The organism is Paenibacillus sp. 2TAB26 (assembly GCF_052115145.1).
In the GTDB taxonomy this organism is placed as follows: Bacteria; Bacillota; Bacilli; order Paenibacillales; family Paenibacillaceae; genus Pristimantibacillus.
The window spans coordinates 97,964-124,257 of the sequence record NZ_JBFRGC010000013.1; the positions used below are offsets into that span (position 1 = coordinate 97,964).

The window sequence follows — 26,294 nt, forward strand, 5'->3', positions numbered from 1 at the left end:
ATACATTTCTCCTATCCTTTTCTCTTCTACTTGCTTTACTACTGCAGGCGAACACGATTTCCGTCTTGAAGAGGCTCGCTGCTCTCCAAAATAATCAGTTCATCCTCATATAGGTTATCCGCTTGAATCATCGTTACTATGTCGTTTTTTTCGCTGAAAGGAACTCTGACCTTACGGACAACATAGGCATTGCCTAATGCTCCCCTTTGCACTTCAAGCTTATTGATGAAAATGCCTTCTTGATCATTATGAATAGCCTCATTGGAGATGAGCAATCCCTCTTGCTGCGAGCGTGCATCCAGTTTAATTTTTGCCTGTTCACCTCCTTTCAGCTCTGAATTTGCGACTTTTATGCGAAGAATATGTTGTGGAACCGTTTTGGTCTGACCAGCATCTTCACTAGATGAGCTATTTGTACGGGGTTCTGCATTTACTACCTCATCAATCATGCCGCCCAGCATATGTGTCTGTTGTTTCTGAGCAGTATCTACCTCGACTTCTATCTTCACTCCGCTTGATAGCCCGAAGCTTGTGAGCAGCCTTGAATCAACTGTTATATCCAAGCGATAACCAAGACTGCTGTTCGAAATAACAACATCAGGTTCTCCTGTTGGTGCTAACCCTTCGACAGCATTCAATTGCGTAATAATGCCATCAAAAGGAGCTGTAATTTCCTTTTGGCTTATTAGCCGCTCTTTCAAATCGTCAATTTTACGTTGCTGCGTGCTAAGATCAAGTTTCATCGTTTCAAGATCCCGTCTTGCTTTCCGAATTTTCAGCTCATCCCCTTCAATCATTGTTTGGATGAACTGATCTTGCATATTTTGCTGCTCAATTTTCTGCTTGTCCAAATTGGTTTTCTCATCTAACAGTTCTCGCTCGGCGGATTTGCTGTCGTAGAGAATGAGCTTTTGCCCCTTCGTTACTCGATCGTTTTCTTTCACGAGGACCTTTCGGACTTTCCAACCAGCAGGGTTCGATAATTTGGCTTGGGCGATCGGTTGCAAAATACCGCTGCCTTCGAGCGACAAGGCAAGGCTGCCCTTGACCGGTTTTTCCGTACTTACTTTCGGCAATGCCAGCGACTGCAGCGTATTGCTAAGAAGCGTGAAAAATAGTAACAGTCCCATCAGAATAAAAAATACAACTAAAATGTTTCGTTTGCGCCTGCGATCTGGTGGCTCTTTTTCCAGCTCCATCTCCCATCTTTCCCCCTAACCTTTAATTCCGGACAATTGAATGCCTTCGATGAAATATGTTTCCGCATAAAGAAACAGCAGCACCATCGGAGCCATGAAAAGCATAGATGCAGCGAAAGCTATCCCCATCTCACCATTCAACCTAGATAAAAACACCGATAGCGGCTGCATAAATGGATCGTCCAAAAAAATAAGCGGCTGCTCTACCATATTCCAATAATCAACAAACAAGAGAATCACAAGCGCAGCCAGACCCGGTTTGATCATCGGAGTAATAATCTTAAAAAAAATTCGCAAATGTCCAGCTCCGTCCATTTTGGCCGCTTCTATGTAAGCATAGGGAATATCAAGCATGAACTGTCTGAGCATAAACACACCAAAAGCCGCGAATATGCCAGGTAATATAATCGCATTCGGATTATTCAGGAGACCTAGCTTATCCGCCATAATATAATTGGGCACTAGCGTGACTTGGAACGGCATGAGCATTGTCAGGATATAGACGAGAAACAAGTGTTCTCGACCGCGAAATTTCAGCTTTGAGAAAGCGTACGCAGCAAGCGCTGCTACGAGGGTTTGTCCTATGATGATTGGCACGACTAAAAATACCGAATTCCAGAACATCATCAAATATCTCGGACTGCCCACCAACACGTTGTAAAACTGCTCCAGGGTCAATTGATCCGGCAGCAATTTTAAATTTACAAAAGGATTTTCTCTTCCTGCCTCCACTTTTTCTATTTGCCCTATGGGACTATAATTGATGGCAATTTCTTGCTCTGTCATGAATGAGTTTGTGAACGTAATCACAATGGGAAACAACAATAAAACTGCTATTGTACACATGACTCCCGTTAACACTATTTTTTGTACTACTTTTACAACTAGCACAGCCTTCCTTCCCCCTACTCCATGTACTGCCGAAAACGGCGTTCCATCACAAACAAACCCATGACGATCAGAAGAATACATCCTGCCATCAATGTCGCGGCGGCTGTCAGCTTCTGAATATTAAGCGACGTGAACATATTGTTCATGTAATGCTGCATCATGTATATGCTGTCATGCGGATATTCGCCTGCGATCAAATACGTTTCCCGAAATACTTTAAACGAATTAATGATCGACATAATAACTACAAAAAACATCGTGGATGTTAAATAGACCAGCGTAATACTACGAAACTGCCTTAACCGCCCTGCACCTTCAATCTGGGCGGTTTCATAATAATCCTTAGGAATTTGTTGCAGTCCCGCCAAAAATAAAATGACGTTATATCCGATGTTCTTCCATAGATAAACGATAATGATTACGTTTCGGGCCGCATCGGTTTTCATCCAATCCACCCGTTCAAATCCGAACCCGGCAAGCCATGCGTTCAAAGAGCCGTTCCAATCGAACAGCATCTGCCAAATGAGTAGAATCGAGGCGACAGGGACGACAAGTGGCAGCACATAGGCAGTGCGCAGCCAATTTCGCAAATATATATTTTTATTTAAAATGATGGCAAGACCTAACGACAGCGCAAGTATAAGCGGAACACTCACCACGCTGAAATAAAACGTATTGGATGACGCTTTTCGGAAGGAGTCGCTCGCAAATAGCTCGCGGTAATTATCTAATCCAACAAACTGGCTATCTACCGTACTATCCATAAAAGAATAGAATACTCCAATGGCAAACGGAATCAGGTAAAATAACGCAAACCCGAAAACGCTCGGCACGAGAAATAGCAAAGCCGCTGAGGAATCCTTTCTGAACCACTTTTTCATATGTTTCCCTGCAATGAAGACATGCCAAAAACCCCACTTCTTCATTCTTCGTTCCACCTCCCATTCGTACATTTAGAATAGGGGTGAATGATAAAAGAAAAAGTAGGGTAAACATAAAATTTTCCTTAAATGAATATTATTATGATTTCTCGCTGCCATCAGATCCTTTATCATGTGGCAACCGAACTTCAAGAATCGTATGAATAAAATTGCTCTCTGCTGAAATAGTGCCTTGATGCTGAATCGTTATGTTTTTCGCAATGAACAGGCCGAGTCCTGTACTTCCTTCTTGATAGGTTCTAGATTTATCGCCGGTATAAAACATATCAAATATATGCGGCAGTTCTTCCTCTGGGATACAATCTCCGTAATTGACAATGTGCACGACCACTTCTTCTCCATCAAGTTTGCCGTTTATGTCGATAAACTTGCCGTCTTTTCCATAACGGATTGCATTCGTCAGAAGATTTTCAAATACGCGTGCCAATAAATCCCCGTCACCTCGTATGTTCAAATGCAGAGCGACATTCAGCCTTGTTGTGAGGTGGTTTTTCTCAAAAGCAGGATATAATTCCTCGTTTAATTGAATGAGAAGCTCGCTAAGATCGACTTGTTTTTTTACAATCTTATTTTTTCCGTAATTCATTCTCGTAATTTCGAATAATTCATCTATGAGTTTTTCCAAACGTTGAGATTTTATATAAGCTATGCTCGTATAGTGGTTTACTTGTTCTTTGGACAGTTGATCATCCTGAAGGATGAAATCTAAATAACCTAAAACAGAAGTTAGCGGTGTACGCAAATCATGAGCTAAATTCAACACCAATCGTTCCTTGCTGTTTTCTTCAAAATCTCCTCTTTCCAAGGCCAGCTTTAATTTTTCGCTTGCTAAATTTATGTCTCTGGCAATATCCCCAAACTCATCTTTGGATGAAATGTTAATGTGGTTGTTAAAGTCGCCCTTCGCCAGCAGGTTAATTCCCCCCGATATTTCATGAAAATACGCTGAATATCGTTTAGTAAGCAGAAAGAAAAACCAAATGGAAAGAGGAATAAATAGGATAAGAAAAAAGTTTACATCTCCAATATCTCTTATGAAGTAACGAAATTTAGTAAAGCTATCCTCTACTTTAGTCGTATAATAATAGAGTTGGAGAACTTTATATATCGAATAGGTGATTACCCCGGAAAATAGCATACTTAGACCAAAAAGTAGAATCATTTTTGAGCGAAAGCTGCGGATCATTTTAGCCATAGAAGCTATAACCTACTCCCCAGACGGTTTTGATCAACTTATTTTTATGTGAGTCTTCTCCGAGTTTTTTCCTTAAGGTGCGGACATGTACCATGACCGTATTGCTTCCTTCATAATAAGCTTCACCCCACACCTGTCGAAATATATGTTCTGAGCTATATACTTTCTTCGGATTACTAGCTAGCAAATACAAAATATCAAATTCTTTCGGCGTTAATCCGATAGGCTTGCCATAAAAAGCGACTGTTCGTTCTTCTAGGCAGATGACTAATCCTCCAGCCTCCAACAAGAGACTGTTAACTGGAGCTACTTGGTTAAACTGCGTAGAACGCCGGAGTTGAGCGTTCACACGCGCTATCAATTCCATAGGATTAAACGGTTTCGTTACATAATCGTCCGCTCCTCTTACTAGCCCTGTAATCTTGTCGAGATCAGACGACTTGGCACTTAAAAAAATGATAGGTATATGATGTTTTAGCCTAATTTGTCTCGTTGCTTCATACCCATCCAACTTTGGCATCATAATATCTAAAATCGCTAAATCGATCGAACGCTTCTGAACAGCATCTACAGCTTCTTGGCCGTTAGAAGCTTTGACACATTGGTAACCTTCTTTCTCTAAATGCAGCTCGATCAAATCGATAATCTCCGTATCATCGTCAGCTATCAGAATTGTAATTGGCTTCATGCTCTCCGCTCCCTACAAAATGTTAACGTTCCATTACTTTCGCCCAAAATCAGCTTTAATTTCACCCCACTCCTCGGTGTTCCATTTCAACACTTTAGTCGTGTATGTATTCGTGTGCAGCCATTTCACTGCTTCATCCGTTAGCTCCCATATTTTTGCGGTGGATGCGTCCCTTTTTAAGGTGGAGGCTACCTTCTTATTACGTAGCCAACTCAGAGCCGTTCTAGAATCACTATAGATTGTCTTCGTGCTGCCCTTCTCCTTCAAGTACCTAAGTGCATGAACCACAGCGATAAATTCACCTAAATTGTTCGTACCATTCGGAATGGGCCCGACATAAAACAAAATTTCGCTCGTTTGTGTGTCCACACCCTTGTACTCGACAGGCCCTGGGTTCCCTCGCGTTCCTACGTCAACAGAAATACTATCGTAGTCAATAGAAGCCGTTTCTTCCTGTAGCAGTACAGGCTGCTTTACGCTGCTCCCTGTTTTTGCGCTCGAAGCAGCAGCTTTGCCTGAGCCTGTCCCCCAATGACTGCGCCAGCCGTCTTGGAAAGCTTTTTCCGCCAGCTGCTTCGTCTCGAAAGATTTAAACTTCGCATCCTGTACTCCGCTAACCTGCGCTTGGCACTCGGGCCATGAAGTAAATATCCCTGTTTTCTTGCCAACCCAGACGACATAATATTTTCCTTTTGCCATTTACCAAAATACCACCTTTGTTAAAGTCCTTATTCATACTTTCTTCCCAGCTGCTTATATTCGAATAAAACGTGATATTACATTTAGTTCTATCTATTATAAAACGTCCATGCCTTAAAGCAACTATGCTCGAAAACCTTCGTTTTTAATTGGTCCGCCCTTAGACGTTATGGTGCATGAAAGCAAATATCCCAGTCCCAAGAAACAAAGCGGAATCGTAGGATAAAAATATCTTGGCGTAGGCGAGAAGGGAAGATACAGCAGTATGCTAAACACGGCGAGCAATGCAATCATCATATACATCGCATTTCTTCTTTCATGGATAATGATCTTTACGAGTCCACCCAAACCAATGACCATAACGATCATATGCAAAATGGTTATCAGCTTGGACAATAGCTTATTTACTGTTATATATCCTAAACCCGGAAAAATCTCACTAATATAAATTAGCAGCTTGCCCCAGCTGTACCAGCTCAGGTAAGTGAAAAATTCATTGCGGAAACCATTGATGATTCGCTCATAAGCTATTCTCCCCATTTCCGCGGGATCTTGTTTAACGTCAACATGAGGACTCCGTTCAAAAGGATAAGAACCCCATAACAACGGATTTCCCGTCTGCTCCGCGAGCAACAGCACCTTATCTAAGGTCATCCAATTTCGAATCCACCAGGGCAGCATCATTGCAGCAAAGCCGATCGTAATCACGGAAATCGCTTTTAGTACCGCTGCCATTCCATGTTTTCTGCCGTATACCGCTACACCAGCTAGCAAAACAACTATAAAGGGAACGATCGTTGGCCGAATCAGTACACAAATGCCGAAGACGACACCTAGTGAAAGAAACCATCTAAGCTTGGTCTCCTGTGCACACCTCACTAAAAGATAAATAAATATTAGAAAAAATAAACCGTATAACGTTTCTGTTAAAAGATACATTGGCGATAAAATAAACGTGGGATGCAATAAATAACAAGCCATCATCAACAGACTAATGCCCGTATGCGCAAACATCCGTCTCGCAATCCCATACATGATAACTGCACATATAAGCTGAATCAATATTTGCAGCGCCTGAATTTGTACGACTGGGGGACGATCTCCCGCATATCCAAATACGGCATAACAGCCAGCCAAAAAAAGAGGATAACCTGGCGTTGTAAACGCATTAGGTTTTTCTGAATAAGCATATGGAGCATATCCGTAAACGCCCTCGTGAAGCAGCTGCAGCACCATTTTATTATAGCCAACCTCGTCACCCGTCAGCTTTTTATCCCAATCCGTATAATAACAGCGAAGCAGCAAGCCTAGCACAAGCAATATGGTGAAAATGACCGTTTTGGTTCTGATAGCCATATCGTCTTCAACCCTTTTTTAATATATTGTACGAGATCTTAACTTCCTTACATTTCCAAATGACCACACTTGAACGATTGTAGCATTATTCTAATCTTGCAGCCAATGAAGTTTTTTTCATAAAAACACAAAAAAAAGACTGCTCCTCTTGGCATGTTGCCTTTGGAGACAGCCGTCATTTGTTTTTCATTCGCATTTTACTTTATACGAGTACTTTACTGAAGATCCCATCAAAATAAGCCTGCAAATCGACTTTTATCGGCATAAAATAAATATGGCTGTTCGTCTTCTTCGTAAACGCTAATGCTTGCTTCGCAAAATCGATATTCCACTCAAGCGTCGGTTGAAAATCAGCAGGGAATACAACATGATTTCTTGTTTCCCAATATTTTTGCGATTTGTCCGACACGACCGGCGATACGCCCCAGAAAATTTCGGAGCCCTTCACCATATCTGAATACTGCTCCATCAAGCTCAGATCAAAAAATGGCTGCGTGAAGAAACCGTCTGCTCCCGCTTCAAGCTTCTTTTGTACATACTCATATTCCTCGTCCATGCTGCCACGATAAGGATCTATCGCTGAATACACCTTAATATGGGGGTAATCCTTCTTGATCTTGGCGATCAAGTCTAAACAAGTCGTCGGATAAACAACCTTCTCGCTATTTTTTGGAACATCGCCGGTTACGACGAGCACCTCAGTAATGTTATGTTTGTCTAAGCGTTCTATGAATTGCAGCGGTTCTACACAGTCGAAGTCCATTGCCCGGATATGGGGAATACTGGACTCATATAGAGATTTACATAGGCAGGATGCCTCCCAGCTGCGTAGCTCGAACCTCGTCAAATCAGGAATATTAATTGTATTGATAGCAGGAAACTGTGTTTTAATTAAATCCAGCTCCGCCTTCAGCTGGGCCTCGTCTCTTGGAACCAGCTCTAATGAAATTCTCACCTCATAAGCCCCTTACTCTATATAGAATGAATAGAATCCATGCTCGTCAAGATTATTGCATATTAATACATATTAACGAATTTTAATTCAAATTACCAATCAATTTAATAGCAGCTTGCTATCATATTCTCTTATAAAGGGTAGTAGTTGCTCTGGTATTACGAAATATTACTTAGTCGAAGCTTGCAATAGCTCATCGATATGGAATAAAGAAATGTAGGTTAATCCCGCCTCTTCGAGATTCCTCCTGCCCAGCGGCTCTCGTTCAATAACCGACATAACGGACTTGATCTCAGCCCCATATCCCCTTAGATCATCCGTACTGATAAGAATCTGTCCTCCTGTTGTAACCACATCTTCAATAATACAGACCTTTTTCCCTGCTATATCTATACCTTCAGCAAGCTTACAGGTACCATATTTTTTTGCTTCTTTTCTTACAAATGCAGCAGGTATGCCTGTTTTCAGTGAAAGAGCTGTTGCAATCGGAATGCCGCCCATCTCGAGCCCCGCCAATACTTCGGTATCGCTGGGTACTAACGGAGCCAGTTTCTCTGCAATTTCTGCCAAAAGCTTAGGATTGGACTCAAATAAGTATTTATCAAAATAGTGATTCGAAACTTGACCTGAACGCAGCTTAAACTCTCCCTCTAAATAGGCTGCTTCATAGATTGCTCTCGCCAGTTGTTCTCTCATCATTTCTAAAACACTCCTTCGCATTTTTAAGTATAAAAAAAAACACTAAAGCAGCAATCGCTTTAGTGTTTCATATAAGAATGAAAATATAAAAATGATAATCGAGGTATTTCCCGAAGCGCCTCTATCATCGTCTTCATACCTCCACCCCTTCCAGTCATTCCTATTATTCTAAAGGTGAATTTTCCATTTTACAACTAATTTTTCATAGATGGCGAAAAGAGCTATAGACAAGCAATGACTCTAGACACCTGCAGATCGTTTTTCTTTTCCTCTAATGTAAACCATGCGATTCCTTTCAATACCTGCTCATCAGCAGAGAGCTCAGGGTCTACTCCAAGCTGCGCCTCTTCCTTCGCATCAACGGTAACAAGATAGCAATAATCCGGCCCTAATGAATATTCCGCTTCAAATAGTAGTCTTTCCGCTTTGCCATTTAGACAGACTTCTTCCTTAACCTCACGAATAACCGCTTCCTCATTCGTTTCCCCAGCATCTACGCCACCGCCGGGCAATGTCCAGAAGCTCCGATTCTCGAGGGGATGATCTTGAAAGACCATCAAAATTTTCTCATCACGAATAATTGCCGCACAAACCCTCGGTCTTAGCTCCATTTTAGCTTTCCTCCGTTATTTCCATTGTTCAACTAGATGTCTAATTTCTATTAAGTCCTTCACCTTCGCGTCATACTCAAATGTCTCCGTATAATAGTTGTCTTCCTTCCATATTCCCTTCATGCCTGTCGCTTTGCTCGCAGTGATGTCATTGACTGGATGGTCTCCAACATAAACACATGCCTCTGTCGCCACATTCAGTTTTTCCGCAGCTCGCAGGAATATAGCGGGATCAGGCTTGCGAAGGCCTTCCCGCTCCGAAATAAGAATTTCATCAAAATAATGAGCGATTTGGAGGGCCTGAATATTGCTCGCTTGAAAGTCGCTGAATCCATTCGTAATCATTGCCAGCTTATAGCCTTTCTCCTTAAGGCCATCGAGCAGTTCTATCATATTAGGAAATGAAACCGCATGATCTGAGAAACCTATCTTATAGTCGTCTAGCAACTCATTCCAATCCAGCCTTAGCTCAAACTCTCGTATGAGCTCCTGGTATACTTTGTCCTTCCAAACATAGCCACGACTGTCTAATGCGATGAACCTTTTAATATAACTCTCTTTATCCACCTCGACGTTCGGACTAATCAATCTCTCGAATTGCTCCTCTACAAACATCAATAAGGAACGATCACGATCCAGCAGCGTACCGTCTAAATCAAAAATAACGGCTTGTATCATGACTTAACACTCTTCACTGCTTTTTTGACGCCGCCAAACAGCTGAACCGTTAATTCTGGTACAGATCCGGTATCGGTATAAGTAATCTTTCCGTCCATTCCATTCAAGAAAAACAGCAGTTCTCCCTCTACTGCGGAATACGGACAGAGCTCAAATTTAAACCACGTATTTTGGGTGAGATAAAACTTCTCTTGCTCTTGCGAAATGATTAATGGCGAGCCTGGCTCCCCTTCCACATCGTAGCTGCCAATGAGATTGTTATACTGATTGATTTCCAGCTTGATCGGCGTATGCGATATCGGAAGCTGCACTTCCTCGCCCAAAACAAGCCGCGCCAGCTGCTGACTAATCGGTCCTACCTGCGTCGTTACTAGATTAGATAAAACGATTACCGTTACATCTTCTTTTTTATAATGCCTCATTTCGGTTAAGAAACCATTAATGCCCCCGCCATGGCCGATAACTTTCCTCTGGCTGCCCATAATTTCTTCCTCATATATAGATAATCCGTAGCCATATGTATCTTTGAAAGGTGTCGTCATGCTCGCATAAGCCTTCTCGCTGATCTGCCTATGTGAATGCAGCGCCAGTCCCCAAATATAAAGGTCCTCAACGGTCGAATACATGCCTCCAGCGCCAGATGGAATAGTCATTTCCAGAAACTCCGCATTCACTATTTCACCCCAAACCTCGTAGCCGGAAGCACGGTTTTTCAATATTTTCTTAGCATGATCATAACCGGTATTTATCATTCCGAGCGGCTTCAATATGGCATGGTAAATATAGTCCTCGTAAGTGCGTCCGGATATTTTCTCGATAATTGCTGTAAGAAGCACATAACCTGAATTGCTGTAATCAAACTTCTCCCCCGGTTCAAACAACAAGGGCTTGTCTGCAAATCTGGCAATGAGGTCGTCTGTAGAAGAAACAAGTCTCATCTTCGGTACAAAATCCTCTAGGCCTGTGTAGTTCGGAATTCCTGATGTATGTGTTAGCAAGTGATGAATCGTAATTTTATCGCCATTTGGGTAGCTGGGGAGGTGCTCGGAGATCGGGTCTTCTACGTTCAGAAGCTTCAGTTCATGCATCATAACGATTGCTGCCGCCGTAAATTGTTTTGTAATCGAGCCAATACGGAATTTCGTCTGCGGATCATTCGGAACATCCAGCTCAAAGCTTGCCATCCCATAGCCCTTGTTTAAGATGATTCGTCCCTCGAATGCAACCAATACACAACCGTTAAGATAACCTAGCTTAGCTAGACAATTGCAATGATTGTCTAGTTTTTGTTGCAATTGATCGGTAGATTTTACGTGTTCTGTATTCATCAGATCATCTCCCTTTAGAAAGAAGTCTATTCTATTAGCTAATAAACATGAATAATCAGCCACCTCAATAATACCGTACACACGTTCGTAATGTAAACATTTTCCTTGTTGATATCTTTTTATAAAATAGGTAAACGCAGCCCTATATTTAGACTGTGTTGGCGCTCGAATGACTTCAATACATGTAACGAACTCAGGAGACGTTATTTCGCACAAATGATTGTTTTCTAAATTCTAACGAACTCCAGTAACGTTATTCTGCAAAATAACTTCAATATATGGAGCCTCAACGTTAAATAAAGCCAATGGGATTCGTTACATATCAAAACGAGTCTAATTTGATCATATAGCGACTCTGGAGTTCGTTAGCGATCAGTCAAAGCTCCAATCTTCCGCTTTCAAGCCTTCACCGTTATACGAAGTTAATGGTGAAATTTCAATATCACGACCTTGCAGCTGCTCTTCAGAAACACCAGCGGTGCGCAGCCAGCTTAGATGAAGCGACTGAACGAGCTTGCGTGCACTAAGCGGACTGTCTTCACCCGATTTATTTTTGACTGGAGCGAATTCCTCCTCACGAATCCCCCGTATAACAGTAACTTCATCGGCCAATGGAAAAAAATCGAAAATAAAGCGTTCGAGCTTATAGGCGTTTGGCTCCGTAGGTGTGATGATGCTTCCTTCGGCGTCCATGTATTTCATCTTTTTGGAGGCAATATGGAAAGGAATATCCGTATCTGCATGCTCTTCTATGAAGTCCAGCTTAAATAGATGGATAGATATATGCCCTAAGCTATAAAACAATCGCCCTTCATTCGTTCTTTTATCCTTAATGGATGACGGAATTTCGTTATACTCGAGTACAGCCGGACGATCATTTTTCAAACATAAAATCCCGATTTTCTCGTCAACATCCGTTTTTTCGATAACCTTTGTTGCAACCATCTGATTGCGTGACGCAGCTAGTCCAATAAATGCAGGGTCTGCGACCTTTATGAGCGCATTGTCTACATTATAATAAAACAACCACTCTAAGCCTCTTTGCTTCATATCAGCAATTGCTCCTGTGCGTTTTAACGACGCGAAACATTCTCCATTGCCGCTAGGGGCCAGCATAAGTGTTCCGTCTTCCGATAAAAGCAGCTTACCGTCATGATCGAGCGCAGGCATCGTATTTTGCTGGAAGAAAAAACAGTCCTCTGCTGGATAACCAAAGTAATGTAAGGAATGAAAAAATGCCTTCGTTGCTTCATGATTATCGGGGCTAGTCATGATATACCACGGGATAGACTTGCCGGCTTTTCTCGATAAATACAGCAGCCGCTCTGCTTGAAGCTGAAATAAAGATTTATGGGATGGAAGTCCAATATCCAGCGTACCCTTAGGCCCATCATGGCCAAGCCTGCTGCCCTGACCGCCAGCAACAACGATAACTCCAGCTTTCCCAGCTCGCAGCAGCTCCCAGCCCTTTTCGGTATATGCCGCTTTTTCTCCCTGTTCAAAGTCTTCCCAGTCTTCAAAAGGTATCGAAGATATCGTATCGTTGTTCAGCTTCTTAGTATCGCTGCGGCCGGCTAAATCTTTGGCTATCCGCTCAAAATCAATTTCTAAAATTTGCGCAGCCAGCTTGTTTTTCTCCTGCTCCGGTAGGTTTGCAAGCATCTCCAGAACATGCTGCTGCTCATACATACGAAGCTTGGCTTCCGCTAATCTTATAGGTAGCTGATCCAAGTGTTGTCTCCTCCTTTATTACATTTCAGTACGAAAGCTTTCAATAAATTGCTGYGCGCGCTTGGACAAATAATGATCCTTCAGCCATAGAATGCCGACACCCGACTGAAAGTCCGCATCCTCAATGTTGAGCATTTTGACGACGGTGCTTGGAAAAGAAGACATAACCGATTTCGGAAATACGGTCGCCCCAATGCCGCAAGCGATAAGGGACATAATAATGGCGACACTAGAGCATTCGCATATAATATTAGGAACGAAGCCGTGCCGTTTGCACTCGTTCACGACCTGCTCATGCATGCGAGTCGTTCGATCCGTCTTCAAGGTGAGGAACGGAAACTGGGCAAGCTCCTTCATGCACAATGCTTCTTTTCCTGCATATTCCGTCCATGAGCTTGGAATAACGGCGACAAACGGATCTGATGGCAGCGGCATAATGGAGTATTGCTGCGGATGTTTCTGTGCCTCAAACGGCAGCCGAGCGATAACTAAATCAATGGCCCGCTTCTCCAGCTGTTCACCAAGGTAGAAGTGATCGCCCTCCGATATTTTAAACGTAACTTGAGGATATTTTTCTCTGAACAGCTCAATATTTTTGGGCAATAAGGAAATGCAGGAAACAACGGACCCGATCGACAGGACGCCTCGAACTCCCTCCTCCATCCCCTTTACCTCTCTGAGGGATTCATCAAATTGCAAGAGCAGCGACTCCGCCTTCTTCTTGAGCAGCTCTCCTGAATCGGTCAAAATCAACCCTTTGCCGTTTCGCTCAAACAGCTTGACGCCAAGCTCCTCTTCCATTTGCTTCAATTGCCTGCTAAGAGGCGGCTGTTCCATATTAAGCAGCTTTGCAGCGCGCGTAACCTGTCCCTCTTGTGCTATAGTTAAGAAGTATTTAAGCTGCCGCATGTCCAATTCGATCACTCCGTCCGTTCATACCCTAAAGGTATGGACATTCAATAAAATAGATATTTTAAATATATCGCATGAAGTGATAGCATTCAATTAACGATCAATAAAGGGAGATGGGCCATTTGCTACAATCATTGGAAATCGAGTTAACCAAAAACAAGAAACAACAACCAGAAGTGGACCAGCTTGGGTTCGGCAATCATTTTACGGACCATATGTTTATTATGGATTATTCGACGGACAACGGCTGGCACAAGCCGCGTATTCTGCCTTACCAACCGATCGTATTAGACCCTGCAGCTAAAGTGTTTCATTATGGACAAACGATCTTTGAAGGCTTGAAAGCGTATAAAACCGACGATGGTCGCATATTGCTGTTCAGACCTCAAAAAAACATACAACGAATGAATCGCTCTAACGAGCGTCTCAGCGTTCCTGAGCTCGATATCGATTCAACGATTGAAGCTTTAAAGCAGCTTATTTCAGTTGATAAAGACTGGATTCCAACAGCACCTAGCACGTCGCTTTATATTCGTCCTTTCGTCATAGCAACTCAACCTCAGCTTGGTGTAGCACCGTCTACAGAGTATAAATTCATCATCATTATGTCGCCGGTTGGCGCTTACTACACAGAAGGCGTAAACCCGGTAAAAATCTTCGTTGAGTCCGAATATGTTCGTTCCGTAAAGGGCGGCGTGGGCGAAGCGAAGACTGCCGGCAACTATGCTGCTGGTCTGAAAGCGCAGGAGCTTGCGAAAGAGAAAGGTTATTCTCAGGTGCTATGGCTCGATGGCGTACATCGCAAATATATTGAAGAAGTCGGCAGCATGAACGTCTTTTTCAAAATCAACGGTGTTGTTCATACGCCAGCACTAAACGGCAGTATTCTCGATGGGGTGACTCGCAATTCCATCATTCATATGCTCCGTCATTGGAATATTGAAGTTGTCGAGCGTCCGATTACGATCGAAGAGCTGTATGAGGCTGGGCGCAGCGGCGCATTAGAGGAAGCTTTCGGAACAGGTACAGCTGCTGTTATTTCTCCTATTGGAGAACTGAACTGGCAGGATGATGTTCTCGTCATCAATGGAGGCCAGACAGGCGAAATCTCCAAGAAGCTTTACGATACGCTAACGGGCATTCAAATGAGCAAAATTGCAGATCCATTTGACTGGATGGTAGAGGCTACTCCTGTTAACGTCTAGCTTATTTTAATAAAAGGCTGCCGAATCCATTGATCGGCAGCCTTTTTACTATTTTAGTTGCCTGGGTTGCCATCTGTTCCGCCAAATGCAAAGTGGTAGCCATCCGGATCCTCGATGACGAACTCTTTCCATGGTCCTCCGTCTGCATAAATGATTGGTTCCACGGAAATGATAACATTTTTACTGCGGAACTCCTCGTACAGCGCATCCAATTGTGCCCATGTTTCTGTGTAAACCTGTACATCCACGGCATAACCGCCGCCAGCTGGACGCTGATTCGGCCTTACATCCGAAGGGTCGGCCGCTTGAAATAGCTTGAGTGCTACGCCATGCAAGCCGCCGCGCTCTGCCCACCAATCGGTTACATTAAAACCAAGCGAATCGCGATAAAAGTTTTGGGACTTTGCTAAATCGGATACCATTAATACGGTAAGAGAGCTAAGTTGATTAGACATTTTCGCTTCTAACTCCTTTGATAGCATCGTAATCCATATTTTTATTCGCTTATTTGTTTATATTTCCTTTTTTCCTTGAAGAAAATGAAGCTGGATCAAAAGGACAAAACCATTCATTTGATGGATACGCCATCTAGGAAACACTAACATTTCTTTTAACTAAATTCTTAAATACCGAGTATTCCTTATTGGACTTAATAAAACTTAATATCTTTTCGGCACATTCTATTGGATTCATCTCTTCCGTATTTACTTCGAGGTCATATTCATCAATGCTATATACTTTGCTGAACTGTGAAGCTGCTAGTCCAATATTTCTATCTCCTCTTGCTTGCTCTCTTCTTATGAGTTCTTCTTTCGAGCATATTACACCTATAAATAATGTAGGCTGATTGGAAAATATATCAAGACACTCATTAAACCACTTGTCATTCTCGATTACAGTATCTATTATTACTTTCAAACCCACTTCTGAAAACAATTTAATTGTCGAATAGTACATTGAGACTAAGGGATCAAACATTATTTGTGCGATAACTTGCTCATCTACTTCTCTTGTAGGTTCAATATCTGAAAAATTATTATTAAAAAAATCCTTGATAAAATCATCTATTGATAAATGATGAAAAAGAATCTCTTTCTGATTTATCAGTTCATTAGAAATAGCTCATTAACCAATACTTTTGCAAGTACAAAATCTGTATCTTATAAAGCCAATTCTATTTTCGTTTCAACTGATTTTTTCTTTTGTTCAGTTTCTAAATAGTCTCTATCAAAATGACTAGCATAAATCATCTTTCTAAATTTTTGTATACTCATTTTTCGAATCGTCTTATCGTCAATGATTAAAACATAATCCATACCATTTACCACAGAATAGAAATCATGAGAATCGCACCTTTATGGTCTTCAATGGCTTTCTCCAGTGCTATTTGTGTATAGGTGTCTAAATGACTTGTCGGTTCATCAAGAAGCAATACGTTTGCTTTACTGGCGAAAACTTTAGCCAATTGAAGCATATTTTTTTTCCGCAAGATAAAGATTCTATCTTTTGATTAAAAATTTCTCCTTCAACCTTCAAAGCAATACTTTGAAATATATGATCTAATCTCTTCATAAGTTTTAAACCCAGCATCGATGAATTCTTCTAGTATTGTATTAGAATCCTTTAGCATTTCGCCTTGAATATGAGATAAATAAGCCACTTTAACATCAGCATTTATTTGAATTGAATCATGATTATTTTCAAAGATTTCTCGGAGCAATCGTTTCCATAGATTCTATATTTTGACAGGTTGAAAACCTGGTAAATATACCACATCATATAGTTGGGCGTTTGTCAAATTGACAATGTGTCCGAATACGATGCGGGTAAGCCGTGGGCGCACCGGATCGAAAAATAAGGAGGATTTTCATTTATGCAAAAACGATTTAGCAGAATGCTCGCGTTCCTCTGTTGCTTGGTAATGGTGGCGTCGCTAATGCCTACCAGCTATGCCGCGGACACTGACAACATCGAGAACGCAGAAGCGAATGAAACGCCGACCGCCATTTTCGGAACTCCCGAACTCGGGTCAGACGACCCACTGTGGGCCCTGACAATGGAGCATCGCATCAACAAAAGCACTGTGCCCGGCGACTCCAGACCCCATGCCACGGGCACAGCCAGAATACTTTGGGACCACAACTACCTGTATGCCCGCATAGTTGTGGAGGACAGCAATCTATATCAGGGAGCCGGCGGAGATCACCAGTACGACAGCCTGGAGTTTTATGTCGGCACCGGAACCGGAGGCGCAAACCAATGGCGCGTCAGCGCGACGGGCGTGTTTTCAGGGCAGGCCGCTCCGGGCAGAGCTGCGTGGACCCAGATCACGGAAAAAGGATATATCGTGGAGATGAGAATACCCAAAAGAACCTTGACCTTGGAGGAGGGCATGCTTACCTTTGAGGTTTATATCAATAACTCGACGGAAAAGGGCGGTGACCGCTATGAAGTCGTTTCCTGTTTCGGAGATCCGGACGCGGCTTATACCAGCGCTGCTTCATTTACAAACAGCCTGGAGCTCTCTTTAGCCAATGAAGTGGACACCAGATTCTCAATCACCGCCACGGCGGGATCGGGCGGCCGAATAACGCCGAACCCACCCGGCGATGTTCTGAGAATAGATAGGGGCTCAAACAAAGAATTAACGTTTACCCCCGATTATGGCAAAATTGTGGATACCGTAACGGTAGACGGCGAGGTCGCGACTCTATCCGCTGGCACTTATACCTTTTTAAATGTTAACGCTGACCATACAATTCACGTGACATTCAAAAACGATCCGGATGCGGAGCTGCTTCCCTTTATCGTATGGAATGACAACTTCGCCAGTGGCGAGTACACGACGGCTGTCATCATTGACTTAGGCGAGGGGAAGGCGGCGTTAGGCTCCGAGCTTAATCCGGGCTTGTTTACGTTGTCGGCTAGGAACACGACCCTGAACGGTGACTCGGTGACCTTTGAAGGGACGCGCAAAATCACAAGGGTATACGCCAATGACGAACCGAAGGTGCGCGGCTATCTGGGGACGGTAAGCAATTCACCGGATTATCAGGCCGGACTGGCAAGCGGCCGTTACATCGTAGTTGAGTCTGAGTTTTATTCAGCGAGCGGCGGCAATATAACGCTGGATGGCAGCAGTAACTCGACAAAGCAGGTTTACAACATCGTCCAAAACGGCGAGATCGTACTGACAGAAGGGAGTCCGCTTCGCAACGTGGTTTTTGAACAGGAAAAAGTTGTGAATCCGATCCTTGACAAGTTTACAACACCCACGGGTAATTCGGTCAATCGCGCGCTCTACCTTCACAAGGATGAAAACGGTGAAGTGTTGCAAGGATTGCCGCTGTATGTCTATACCCACGGCATGGGACGTGGCGGCACAGTCGCTACGACAGACCAAAAAGCGGCCATGAAATCCGCCAACGGCGCGGTCGCTCTGATGAAGAAAATGGAAGAAAACCCCGGCAAATACGCCAGCCATATACTGAATATTTCCTATAATGGCACGTCTACTCCCTCCACAGACAATGTTAAGAAGGTTATAGACGACCTGGTTGCTAGCGGCGCAGCAGACTCTAATCGTATATATGCGGCGGGCTTCTCATGGGGTGGCCAGTATACGAACAACTTAGTTAACGCCTACCCCGGCTTCTTCGCGGCCGCCGCACCTATGTCCCCGGTAAGCGGCTCACCGAACGCGAACGCCAACGACGTTCACACCAACCTGGCCTATTGGATGTTTATAAATGCTCATAACGTTGGAATATACCAGACTAACCTCACTAGCTTCATAAACACCAATATGCCGAAAATGATCAACGCGAGGGCTTCGCGATTTGAGAGCAATGAGGCTCTTACGTGGCCCTACAATCAATTTGATCAGCCGAATCAGAGGCCGAATCAGGCCAACACACCTGTCCTGGCTGATTATGTAGCGCACGAGGTTGAAGCGGCGGTTCTTTACAACCAGATAACTATGGGGACTTGGAGCATAGCTCCCACGGCGCAGTCCTCTAACTTGTCGGCTTGGAACAATGACTACACAGACGTCTTTGATTGGATGTTCGCGCAGAGAAAAACGGAGGTGCCCGGTGCTCCGGGCGGCTTCAAGGCGACGGCGGGCGACGGACAGGTCACATTGAGCTGGGCTGCTCCGGCTGACGACGGTGGCAGCGCGATATTGGGTTACAAGGTCTGGTACGGTAACGTGACGCCAGTCACACTGGGTGCGGCGGAGACCAAATATACCTTCAGGGGCCTGACAAACGACCAAGGCTACACCTTCAAGGTCGTTGCGGTAAGTGCGAAGGGCGACGGCGCGGAGATCAGTGCAACGGCTACGCCGACGAAGACGACGACTCCCATTGTGCCCGATCCTTCTGGTGGCAACAGCGGCAATACGGGCACCGGGACAAACGCTGGATTGTCAAAGGCGAACTACACAGTGAATACACCTAAGGATAAGCCCGCGGTCACAGACAAAAACGGCAACACCACCCTACCCGGCGGCGGCGAGATTGCGACCAAGGGTGGGACGAAGATTAAGGTACCCGAAGGCACAACTATTGACTCAAACGGTAAGGTGACCATTCCGGCGGACAAGAGCGCCGAAGTGGCACTACCCGGCGGCAACAGCACAGTGACCATTCCGGGCGGCTCGACGATAGCGGGCGACGGTACGGTCACAGTGGGCGGCGGAGACGCGCATGTGAACCTGCCGAACGGCAACCAGGTGGATATCCACGGCGGCTCGAAGATACAGAGCGGCGGCGCGGTTGTGGTAGGACCGGGCGGCGCGAGTGTCGGCTTAGACAACGGCATGTCGCTGAACATCCATGAGGGTACGGAGCTTGTGTTCGATGACGACACCCCGCTGGGCTTCCTCGTGATGTCGGGCAATCCTTTCAAGGATGTCAACATGGACGACTGGTTCTACAGCTACGTAAACTTCGCCTACACATACGTTCTTTTCAACGGCACGACGTCCACGACGTTCTCACCGGGCACCTCAATGACGCGCGCGATGTTCGTGCAGGTACTGGCCAATCTTGAGAACGTAAACCGCTCCGGCTACACGAGTTCCCGCTTTAGCGACGTGACGGACGGGCAGTGGTACACGGCGGCAGTCGAGTGGGCGGCCGAAAGCGGCATAGTCAACGGTATAAACGCAGACCTGTTTGACCCCAATTCACCGATGACGCGCGAGCAGATGCTGGTGATACTGTACAACTACATGAAGTACAAGGGCTATGAGATACCTGAAAGCCAATCTAAGTCCTTCGCGGACGAGAGTGAGATCAGCTCATGGACGTTGGAGGCCGTTCAGGCGCTGCGGGGCATCGGCATTGTATTAGGCAAGCCGGACAACCTCTTTGACCCCAAAGCCACCGCCACCCGCGCCGAAGTAGCCACTATCTTTGTAAGGTTCGTCGAATATCTGGCTAAGTAAAAGCGTAAACAGAAAAATGCGGACCCTTCCGGCTGGACAATATCCAACCGGAAGGGTCTCCTTCTATTTACAAAGAAAATCTCCGGTCAGATGCCTCTAAACACACGACAGTAGCATAGGGTTTTGGTCTATGCCTGCTTCATTATCACTTGGGTGCCGCTGTCGATGCACGCGCTATCAATGACGGTCTGTATAATAATCCCTCATTTCCCGGACTATCGGTTTGAATCATATTCAACAAAAACTCGTCGGCTTTTTTGCCGAGTTTTTGCTTTGGATACTTGACGGAAGTCAGCGGAACCTCGCAGGTCGCGGCGAGACTGCTGTCATCGATTCCAACGAGCGAAAGGTCCTCCGGTACGCGACCAAATTCTTCACCCGTTTTCAGATTAGTTGCTTTTAATTGATCATCTTCAAATACAACTTCATAGTTTCTAGTATTAATAACGGCTCTATTAATCATTATCATATTTCATTTTCTTCAATCCCGATATATCCTTACCACACACTCCACATGTGTTGAGTAAGCAGAGTCAACACAAATAATCATCACATGTTGGGGACGCCTAAATCAAGTTACGGGTCTGAACAATGAATTGTTCAACCCACACGGAGCAGTGAAGCTGTTCATTCCAAACACCTAACAAAAACGCCTTCGGCTTCCTTCAGACGCTGAAGTAGCTTTGACAGTGAAAGATAAGCCCTTTATAAGCTAACACACTTATACATTCTTATATTTTAAAAATAAGACGCTCAGGTCGGCAGCTCCCAAGCGTCTTTTAAATATCGGCTACGTCGAATTATCTTCGTTTCTTGCGAGATAATTCTCTTTTTTTACATCAATTAACTGTTCTCACCCCTGTGTTATCCACTTCGAACAATCTGTATCTTAGGAATTGTGGCCACATGTAGTAATCTCGATTAAACATACGACTGATTCGATGTCTCGAGTAGACAGTAACAGCAGTCATGTACTTATTAACTATTTTCTCCTCTTTCTAGATTCAACATGTTCAGAAGCATAACAACCGCTTCTGCTCTTGTGGTTTGTGCACGGGGATTAAACGTGTTCGCCCCTGTACCTTTCACTACGCCGCGTTCTTTCAAAGCGGCTACTGCACTTTTTGCCCAGACTGGAATCAATGAATCATCTGCGAAAGAGGTGACTGCATTCGGATCAAGTGTCAGTTCGAATGCCTTCCCAATCATCGTTGCCATCTCAGCCCGCGTAATATTGGCATTCGGCTGGAAGGTACCATCCTGATAACCGCTAATAATGCCAGCTTGCACCGCTTGTGCTACCGCAGCCTGCGCCCAAGTCCCAATGTCCGCTTTATCTGTGAAGGTCAGCTCCGCGCCTGCTTCCTGAGCGTTCAATGCTTTCATCAGCATGACGGTGAATTCTGCACGGGTTATCGTTTTACCTGGCTTGAACGTTCCGTCCACATAGCCATTCACAATACCATCTTTTACTGCTTGCTTGATGCTTGCTTCAGCCCAGTGACCTGCGATATCACTAAGTTCAGCAGGCGTTGTTCCCTCAAACACGGGAAGTCCTGTCGATTGGTCTACAACAAGAACCGCAAATTTCGTAAAGTGATTAACCTCTACTGAAATCACATTTCCGCTTGTCTTGCTGCCTTTCACTTCTACCCATTCCTTCTTCACTTCATCGAAATAGAAGATCGCAACCCCTTGGCCGCTCTTCACATTGTTCGCATCGAAAGCAAAGGTGAGCGTTACAGGCTTGATGAAATTACCCTGGATGTTTTTCAATACTTCATATACCGAGCTTGCAAGAACCTCTTTATTGACTAACACATTTTTCGTATCTAGCAATTTCGTAATCGTTAATTTCAGTTCCTGATTGACTGCACCTGTAGGAACGGTAATCGTTAACCGATCTTCCAAGCTAACCTCGCCTATTGATCCAACAGGAAGAGTAAGGCTGCCATCTTTCGAGGTCACTTTAGCTGGAGTTGGAACAACATTTCCGCTATTGCTTCCGTTATTGGGTGGAGCTGTTGCTTCATTTACCGTCACCGTATACGTAACCTGCGTTACGCCATCCTCAGCGGTTACGATGACTTTGTTGCCTGTCGCTAATTCTGTTGCTGCCGTTACACCGTCTGCTTGGTACACTTCAAATGCCGCATCCGCTGCTGGCGTGATTGCTGCTTTCAGCGCCGCTAAAGTTGTACCATATGGAATGGCTGTTATCGTTTCATTTGCAGTTCCAGTTGCACTTACGGTGCCGATTATCGAAGTTAGCGTCGCATCTGTCTTTTTCAGTACCGTCACCGTATACGTAACCTGCGTTACGCCATCTTCAGCAGTGACGATGACTTTATTACCTGTCGCTAATCCTGTAGCTACCGTTATTCCGTCTGCTTGGTACACTTCAAACGTCGCATCCGCTGCTGGCGTGATTGCTGCTTTCAGCGCTGCCAAAGTCGTACCGGATGGAATGGCTGTTATCGTTTCATTTCCTGTGCCCGTTGCACTTACGGTGCCGATTGTCGAAGTTATCGTCGCTGCCGTTTTCACTAACGTTACCGTATACGTAACCTGTGTTACGCCATCCTGTGATGTAACGATGACCTTATAGCCTGTTGCCAAAATTGATGCTGCTGTTGTCCCATCTGCTTCGTAGACCTTAACCGTCGCACCCGCTGCTGGCGTAATCGCTGCCTTTAGCGCCTCTAACGTCGTTGTGCTCGGAATGTTCGTAATCGTCTCTTGCAATGTTCCGCCCGTGCTAACCGTTCCAATTGTAGAGGTTAACGTTGCGGTGGTATTAATCCATCTAGCAAATAACGTCTTACTCGCCGTGATCGTAAAGCTGTCTGCCGTCGAGTAGCTCTTGCCGGTTCCATCCGCTCGCGTATTCCATCCCGCGAACGTGTAACCTGTCTTGACTAAATTGCCGATGTTTCCGATAACGCTAACCGTTGTTCCCCGCAAATACACGGTTTCGGCACTCGGCAAGTCTCCATCGGTTTCACCGTTTCCGTTATAGGTGACATGATGGAGCTGAGAGCTCTGCAAGTAAGGATACCCCTCGTTATGCGAGGAATCGATAGCCCATGTTTGCTCGAAATCCCAACCTACATAGCTGTTTTGCAGCTTCATCGCAGCTGTCGTTAGCCCCGTACCGCCACCTGTCCCCGAACTCGTTTGTCCTGTTGTTTCGCTATCGAAAAAGCTATTGTTAGCCCCACTATTGTTTCCTACTAAGCCACCTAAGCTTCCGTCGCCTGTTACGGCACCCGTTGCATAGCTGTTGACGATAGGATACCAGTTTCCGCCAACTAATCCGCCTGCGGAATTCTTCCCATTCACGCTTCCATTGAAGTAGCTGTCAGAGATAGATCCTTCATTGCCTCCTACCAATCCGCCTGCTGTCCGATGTTGACCGCTAATGCTTCCGGTAGCAAAGCTATTTCTAATCGTGCTATAGTTCACGCCGACCAATCCGCCTGCATATGTCGCCGCTCCGCTCAGACTTCCCGCAAAGAAGCTATTGGTAATGCTGCTTTCGTTCCCGCCTACCAATCCGCCTGCAAAGTACCCGCTGACGCTTCCTGTGATGACCCCGCTGTTCGTGATCGTTCCTCCGTTCACTCCAGCTAGTCCACCGACATACTCTCCATTGCCTACATCGATGTTTTCCAGAATGACATTACTGACCGTCCCATGGTATATATATCCGAATAGCCCTAGAGGATCGTAAGAATAAGTCCTACTAATCTTTAAATTCGCAATCGTATAGCCATTGCCGTCGAGGTTGCCTGCAAATGCACCATCCCAATTACCAATGGGCATCCAGCCTTCGCCGGCCGCATAACCGCTCAAATCGATATCCGCTGTCAGCTTAAAACTCGCGTTTAAGAAATACCTGACCTGATTAAGCTCGGCCGCGGTTGCAATGAGATAAGGATCCTCTGTTGTTCCCGAACCACCGGCAAATACCGTACCGGTTGCCGGGAATGTCGCTGTTACCACTCCGGAATCGGCTGAATTTGTTACGACTGTTGCCCCCGCTAACGTGAAGAAATCCGAAGGCACTCCCGTCAACACATATCCCCTCTTGGGCGTGATCGTCAGCGTTGCCGTGTAAGTCTCTCCCTCTGCAAATCGGGGAGCAGCCTCAGGAGACCAAGCGATTGATGCGGTATATTCAGCTGTAGTTGTCTCCCTAACTGGCACTTCGCCCGCAACTGGCGCAGGTACCCCGCTAATCGCTGCACTCGCAATTACATTTATAGCATTTATCGTCACGGTATACGTAATCTTCGTTGCTCCATCCTGAGCCGTAACGATGACCTTATTGCCCGATGCCAATGTCGTCGCTACCGTGGTTCCATCGGCCTCATAAATCTCGAACGTAGCATTCGTTGCCGGCGTGATCGCTGCCTTCAACTCGTCTAACGTCACATCGCCCGGAATGTTCGTAATGGTCTCCGTCGCTGTCCCTCCCGTGCTCACCGTTCCAAACCCGGATGTCAAAGTAGCTTTGGTGCTCAGCCAATGCGCATACAGGGTTGTATTCTTGGTTATCGAAAATGTGTCTTCTGACACATAGCTGGTACCGCTGCCGTCCGCTAACGTATTCCATCCCACGAAGACATAGTCGGTTTTGACTAAAGGATCTGAAGGATCTATATCTCCACTCACGGTAACCATTGCATCATTAGAATATACGTTGTTGTCAATCGGCACGCTTCCTCCCATGTTACCGTTACCGTCGTAGTTCACAAAACGGTAGAAAGCTTTCAAATAGGGATAGCCTTCATTCACATCCGGATCGATTCCCCAATAATCGTTAAAGCCCGGCCAATTTACATACGTACTTAGCGTCTTCATCTCTAAAGTTGTTTTACCTGTTCCTTTCCCCGTATCACTTTGCCCCGTCGTGTCGCTGTCGTAAAAGCTATTGGAGACTGATGCTCCTGGATTCAAAGCACCGGCCAAGCCTCCTGTAGGAGAGCTTTCAGCCCCTACCTTTCCTGTGGCGTAACTATTGTGGATCTCCCATTGATTAATCCCTGTCAAGCCGCCTGCGTTTCTATGCGCCGCATTCACACTCGCATTGCTGTAGCTACTGCTGATTGATCCAGAAGCGAACCCTACCAAGCCTCCTACAGATGAACCTCCGCTTATCTTGCCGGTCGTGAAGCTTCCCCTGATTGCTCCAAAGCTGGACCCAACCAAGCCTCCTACATTAGCATTACCCACAACATCGATATCTTCCAGCCCGATATTACCAATTGAACTTAAAGCAGAGGTTTCTCCGAAAAGCCCAACACGATTACTTTGTGGTCGATTAATCGTAAGATTAGTAATTTTATACCCTTTGCCGTTAAAGCTCCCTCTAAATGGATTGCCAATCGGCGCCCAGCCTTCTCCTCCCGCATAACCGCTTAAATCGATATCCGCGATCAGCTCAAAATATATCCCTGATGCCAAATGATTTCTGACCTCGTTGAGTTGGGCAGCCGTTTCAATGAGATAAGGCTCATCGCTGGTACCCGTTCCTCCTGCAAATACTACACCTGACGCAGCAGATACTTGATTCCCTCTATCAAACAGCCCGTTCCATCCGCCTAGCACCATCAGCATCGCTAAGATGATAGACGTTACTTTCTTACTTGCTCGAAATCTTGTACTCATGTCGTTTTCTCCTCCATACCACTATTGAATTCGGACCTAAGTATAGGTCCCAAGCCATACAAAAAAACACTAACCAAAGTT

General features: G+C 45.0%; 20 protein-coding genes and 1 pseudogene. 2 read left to right on the forward strand and 19 right to left on the reverse strand.

From position 1 onward, the window contains the following. Nucleotides 1-38: 38 nt before the first annotated feature. The 14 genes from AB4Z50_RS16640 to AB4Z50_RS16705 all read right to left on the reverse strand — a co-directional run bounded on the left by AB4Z50_RS16640 (nucleotide 39) and on the right by AB4Z50_RS16705 (nucleotide 13,886). Nucleotides 39-1,199: an efflux RND transporter periplasmic adaptor subunit gene (locus AB4Z50_RS16640; RefSeq protein WP_441880741.1), complete on the reverse strand. Its 1,161-nt coding sequence runs from the start codon at nucleotides 1,197-1,199 to the stop codon at nucleotides 39-41. A 15-nt stretch (nucleotides 1,200-1,214) separates the two neighbouring features. Continuing rightward, nucleotides 1,215-2,045 carry a carbohydrate ABC transporter permease gene (locus AB4Z50_RS16645; RefSeq protein ID WP_441880819.1) on the reverse strand — a complete coding sequence of 277 codons (831 nt, stop codon included), beginning with the start codon at nucleotides 2,043-2,045 and terminating at the stop codon, nucleotides 1,215-1,217. A 59-nt stretch (nucleotides 2,046-2,104) separates the two neighbouring features. Next, nucleotides 2,105-2,971 (reverse strand): carbohydrate ABC transporter permease, encoded by an 867-nt coding sequence (locus AB4Z50_RS16650; RefSeq protein ID WP_441880820.1) that lies wholly within the window; start codon nucleotides 2,969-2,971, stop codon nucleotides 2,105-2,107. Between the two features lie 139 nt (nucleotides 2,972-3,110). Continuing rightward, complete coding sequence (locus AB4Z50_RS16655; RefSeq protein WP_441880742.1) at nucleotides 3,111-4,226, reverse strand: sensor histidine kinase; 1,116 nt, start codon at nucleotides 4,224-4,226, stop codon at nucleotides 3,111-3,113. After that, nucleotides 4,219-4,914 (reverse strand): response regulator transcription factor, encoded by a 696-nt coding sequence (locus AB4Z50_RS16660; RefSeq protein ID WP_441880743.1) that lies wholly within the window; start codon nucleotides 4,912-4,914, stop codon nucleotides 4,219-4,221. The genes AB4Z50_RS16655 and AB4Z50_RS16660 overlap by 8 nt, the downstream gene beginning before the upstream one ends. 33 nt (nucleotides 4,915-4,947) lie before the next feature. After that, entirely contained in the window at nucleotides 4,948-5,613 is a 666-nt protein-coding gene (rnhA, locus tag AB4Z50_RS16665; RefSeq protein WP_441880744.1) for a ribonuclease H, read from the reverse strand. 123 nt (nucleotides 5,614-5,736) lie between these two features. After that, a complete protein-coding gene (locus AB4Z50_RS16670) occupies nucleotides 5,737-6,969 on the reverse strand; it encodes an ArnT family glycosyltransferase (RefSeq protein ID WP_441880745.1) in 1,233 nt (410 codons plus the stop codon). Between the two features lie 202 nt (nucleotides 6,970-7,171). Next, the gene (locus tag AB4Z50_RS16675) at nucleotides 7,172-7,924 is read right to left on the reverse strand and encodes a methylenetetrahydrofolate reductase (RefSeq protein ID WP_441880746.1); all 753 of its coding nucleotides are present in this window, start codon (nucleotides 7,922-7,924) and stop codon (nucleotides 7,172-7,174) included. A gap of 168 nt (nucleotides 7,925-8,092) precedes the next feature. Then, nucleotides 8,093-8,623: an orotate phosphoribosyltransferase gene (gene pyrE / locus AB4Z50_RS16680; protein WP_441880747.1), complete on the reverse strand. Its 531-nt coding sequence runs from the start codon at nucleotides 8,621-8,623 to the stop codon at nucleotides 8,093-8,095. 221 nt (nucleotides 8,624-8,844) lie between these two features. Beyond that, the gene (locus AB4Z50_RS16685) at nucleotides 8,845-9,234 is read right to left on the reverse strand and encodes an NUDIX domain-containing protein (RefSeq protein WP_441880748.1); all 390 of its coding nucleotides are present in this window, start codon (nucleotides 9,232-9,234) and stop codon (nucleotides 8,845-8,847) included. A 15-nt stretch (nucleotides 9,235-9,249) separates the two neighbouring features. Next, a complete protein-coding gene (locus AB4Z50_RS16690) occupies nucleotides 9,250-9,912 on the reverse strand; it encodes an HAD family hydrolase (protein WP_441880749.1) in 663 nt (220 codons plus the stop codon). Further along, nucleotides 9,909-11,240, reverse strand: a complete 1,332-nt coding sequence (locus AB4Z50_RS16695) for a serine hydrolase domain-containing protein (protein WP_441880750.1) — start codon at nucleotides 11,238-11,240, stop codon at nucleotides 9,909-9,911. Before AB4Z50_RS16695 ends, AB4Z50_RS16690 begins: the two co-directional genes overlap by 4 nt. Nucleotides 11,241-11,612: 372 nt before the next feature. Continuing rightward, nucleotides 11,613-12,971, reverse strand: a complete 1,359-nt coding sequence (locus tag AB4Z50_RS16700; protein ID WP_441880751.1) for a UTP--glucose-1-phosphate uridylyltransferase — start codon at nucleotides 12,969-12,971, stop codon at nucleotides 11,613-11,615. Between the two features lie 18 nt (nucleotides 12,972-12,989). Beyond that, the gene (locus AB4Z50_RS16705; protein WP_441880752.1) at nucleotides 12,990-13,886 is read right to left on the reverse strand and encodes a LysR family transcriptional regulator; all 897 of its coding nucleotides are present in this window, start codon (nucleotides 13,884-13,886) and stop codon (nucleotides 12,990-12,992) included. Between the two features lie 119 nt (nucleotides 13,887-14,005). On the opposite strand from AB4Z50_RS16705, the gene AB4Z50_RS16710 reads away from it, so the two are divergent. Next, nucleotides 14,006-15,088 carry a branched-chain amino acid aminotransferase gene (locus AB4Z50_RS16710; protein WP_441880753.1) on the forward strand — a complete coding sequence of 361 codons (1,083 nt, stop codon included), beginning with the start codon at nucleotides 14,006-14,008 and terminating at the stop codon, nucleotides 15,086-15,088. 53 nt (nucleotides 15,089-15,141) lie between these two features. Here AB4Z50_RS16710 and AB4Z50_RS16715 read toward each other — a convergent pair whose 3' ends face one another. From AB4Z50_RS16715 to AB4Z50_RS16725, 3 genes and pseudogenes are all read right to left on the reverse strand, one after another. After that, nucleotides 15,142-15,543, reverse strand: a complete 402-nt coding sequence (locus AB4Z50_RS16715) for a VOC family protein (protein WP_441880754.1) — start codon at nucleotides 15,541-15,543, stop codon at nucleotides 15,142-15,144. Between the two features lie 133 nt (nucleotides 15,544-15,676). Further along, entirely contained in the window at nucleotides 15,677-16,207 is a 531-nt protein-coding gene (locus tag AB4Z50_RS16720) for a chloramphenicol phosphotransferase CPT family protein (protein ID WP_441880821.1), read from the reverse strand. A gap of 44 nt (nucleotides 16,208-16,251) precedes the next feature. Beyond that, a pseudogene (locus AB4Z50_RS16725) lies at nucleotides 16,252-16,808 on the reverse strand (ATP-binding cassette domain-containing protein); the annotation flags it as partial. A 153-nt stretch (nucleotides 16,809-16,961) separates the two neighbouring features. Here AB4Z50_RS16725 and AB4Z50_RS16730 point away from each other — a divergent pair. Continuing rightward, nucleotides 16,962-20,540 carry an S-layer homology domain-containing protein gene (locus tag AB4Z50_RS16730; RefSeq protein ID WP_441880755.1) on the forward strand — a complete coding sequence of 1,193 codons (3,579 nt, stop codon included), beginning with the start codon at nucleotides 16,962-16,964 and terminating at the stop codon, nucleotides 20,538-20,540. Between the two features lie 145 nt (nucleotides 20,541-20,685). Here AB4Z50_RS16730 and AB4Z50_RS16735 read toward each other — a convergent pair whose 3' ends face one another. Continuing rightward, the gene (locus AB4Z50_RS16735; RefSeq protein ID WP_441880756.1) at nucleotides 20,686-21,003 is read right to left on the reverse strand and encodes a substrate-binding domain-containing protein; all 318 of its coding nucleotides are present in this window, start codon (nucleotides 21,001-21,003) and stop codon (nucleotides 20,686-20,688) included. 515 nt (nucleotides 21,004-21,518) lie between these two features. Further along, nucleotides 21,519-26,213: an S-layer homology domain-containing protein gene (locus AB4Z50_RS16740; protein ID WP_441880757.1), complete on the reverse strand. Its 4,695-nt coding sequence runs from the start codon at nucleotides 26,211-26,213 to the stop codon at nucleotides 21,519-21,521. Between the last annotated feature and the right edge of the window lie 81 nt (nucleotides 26,214-26,294).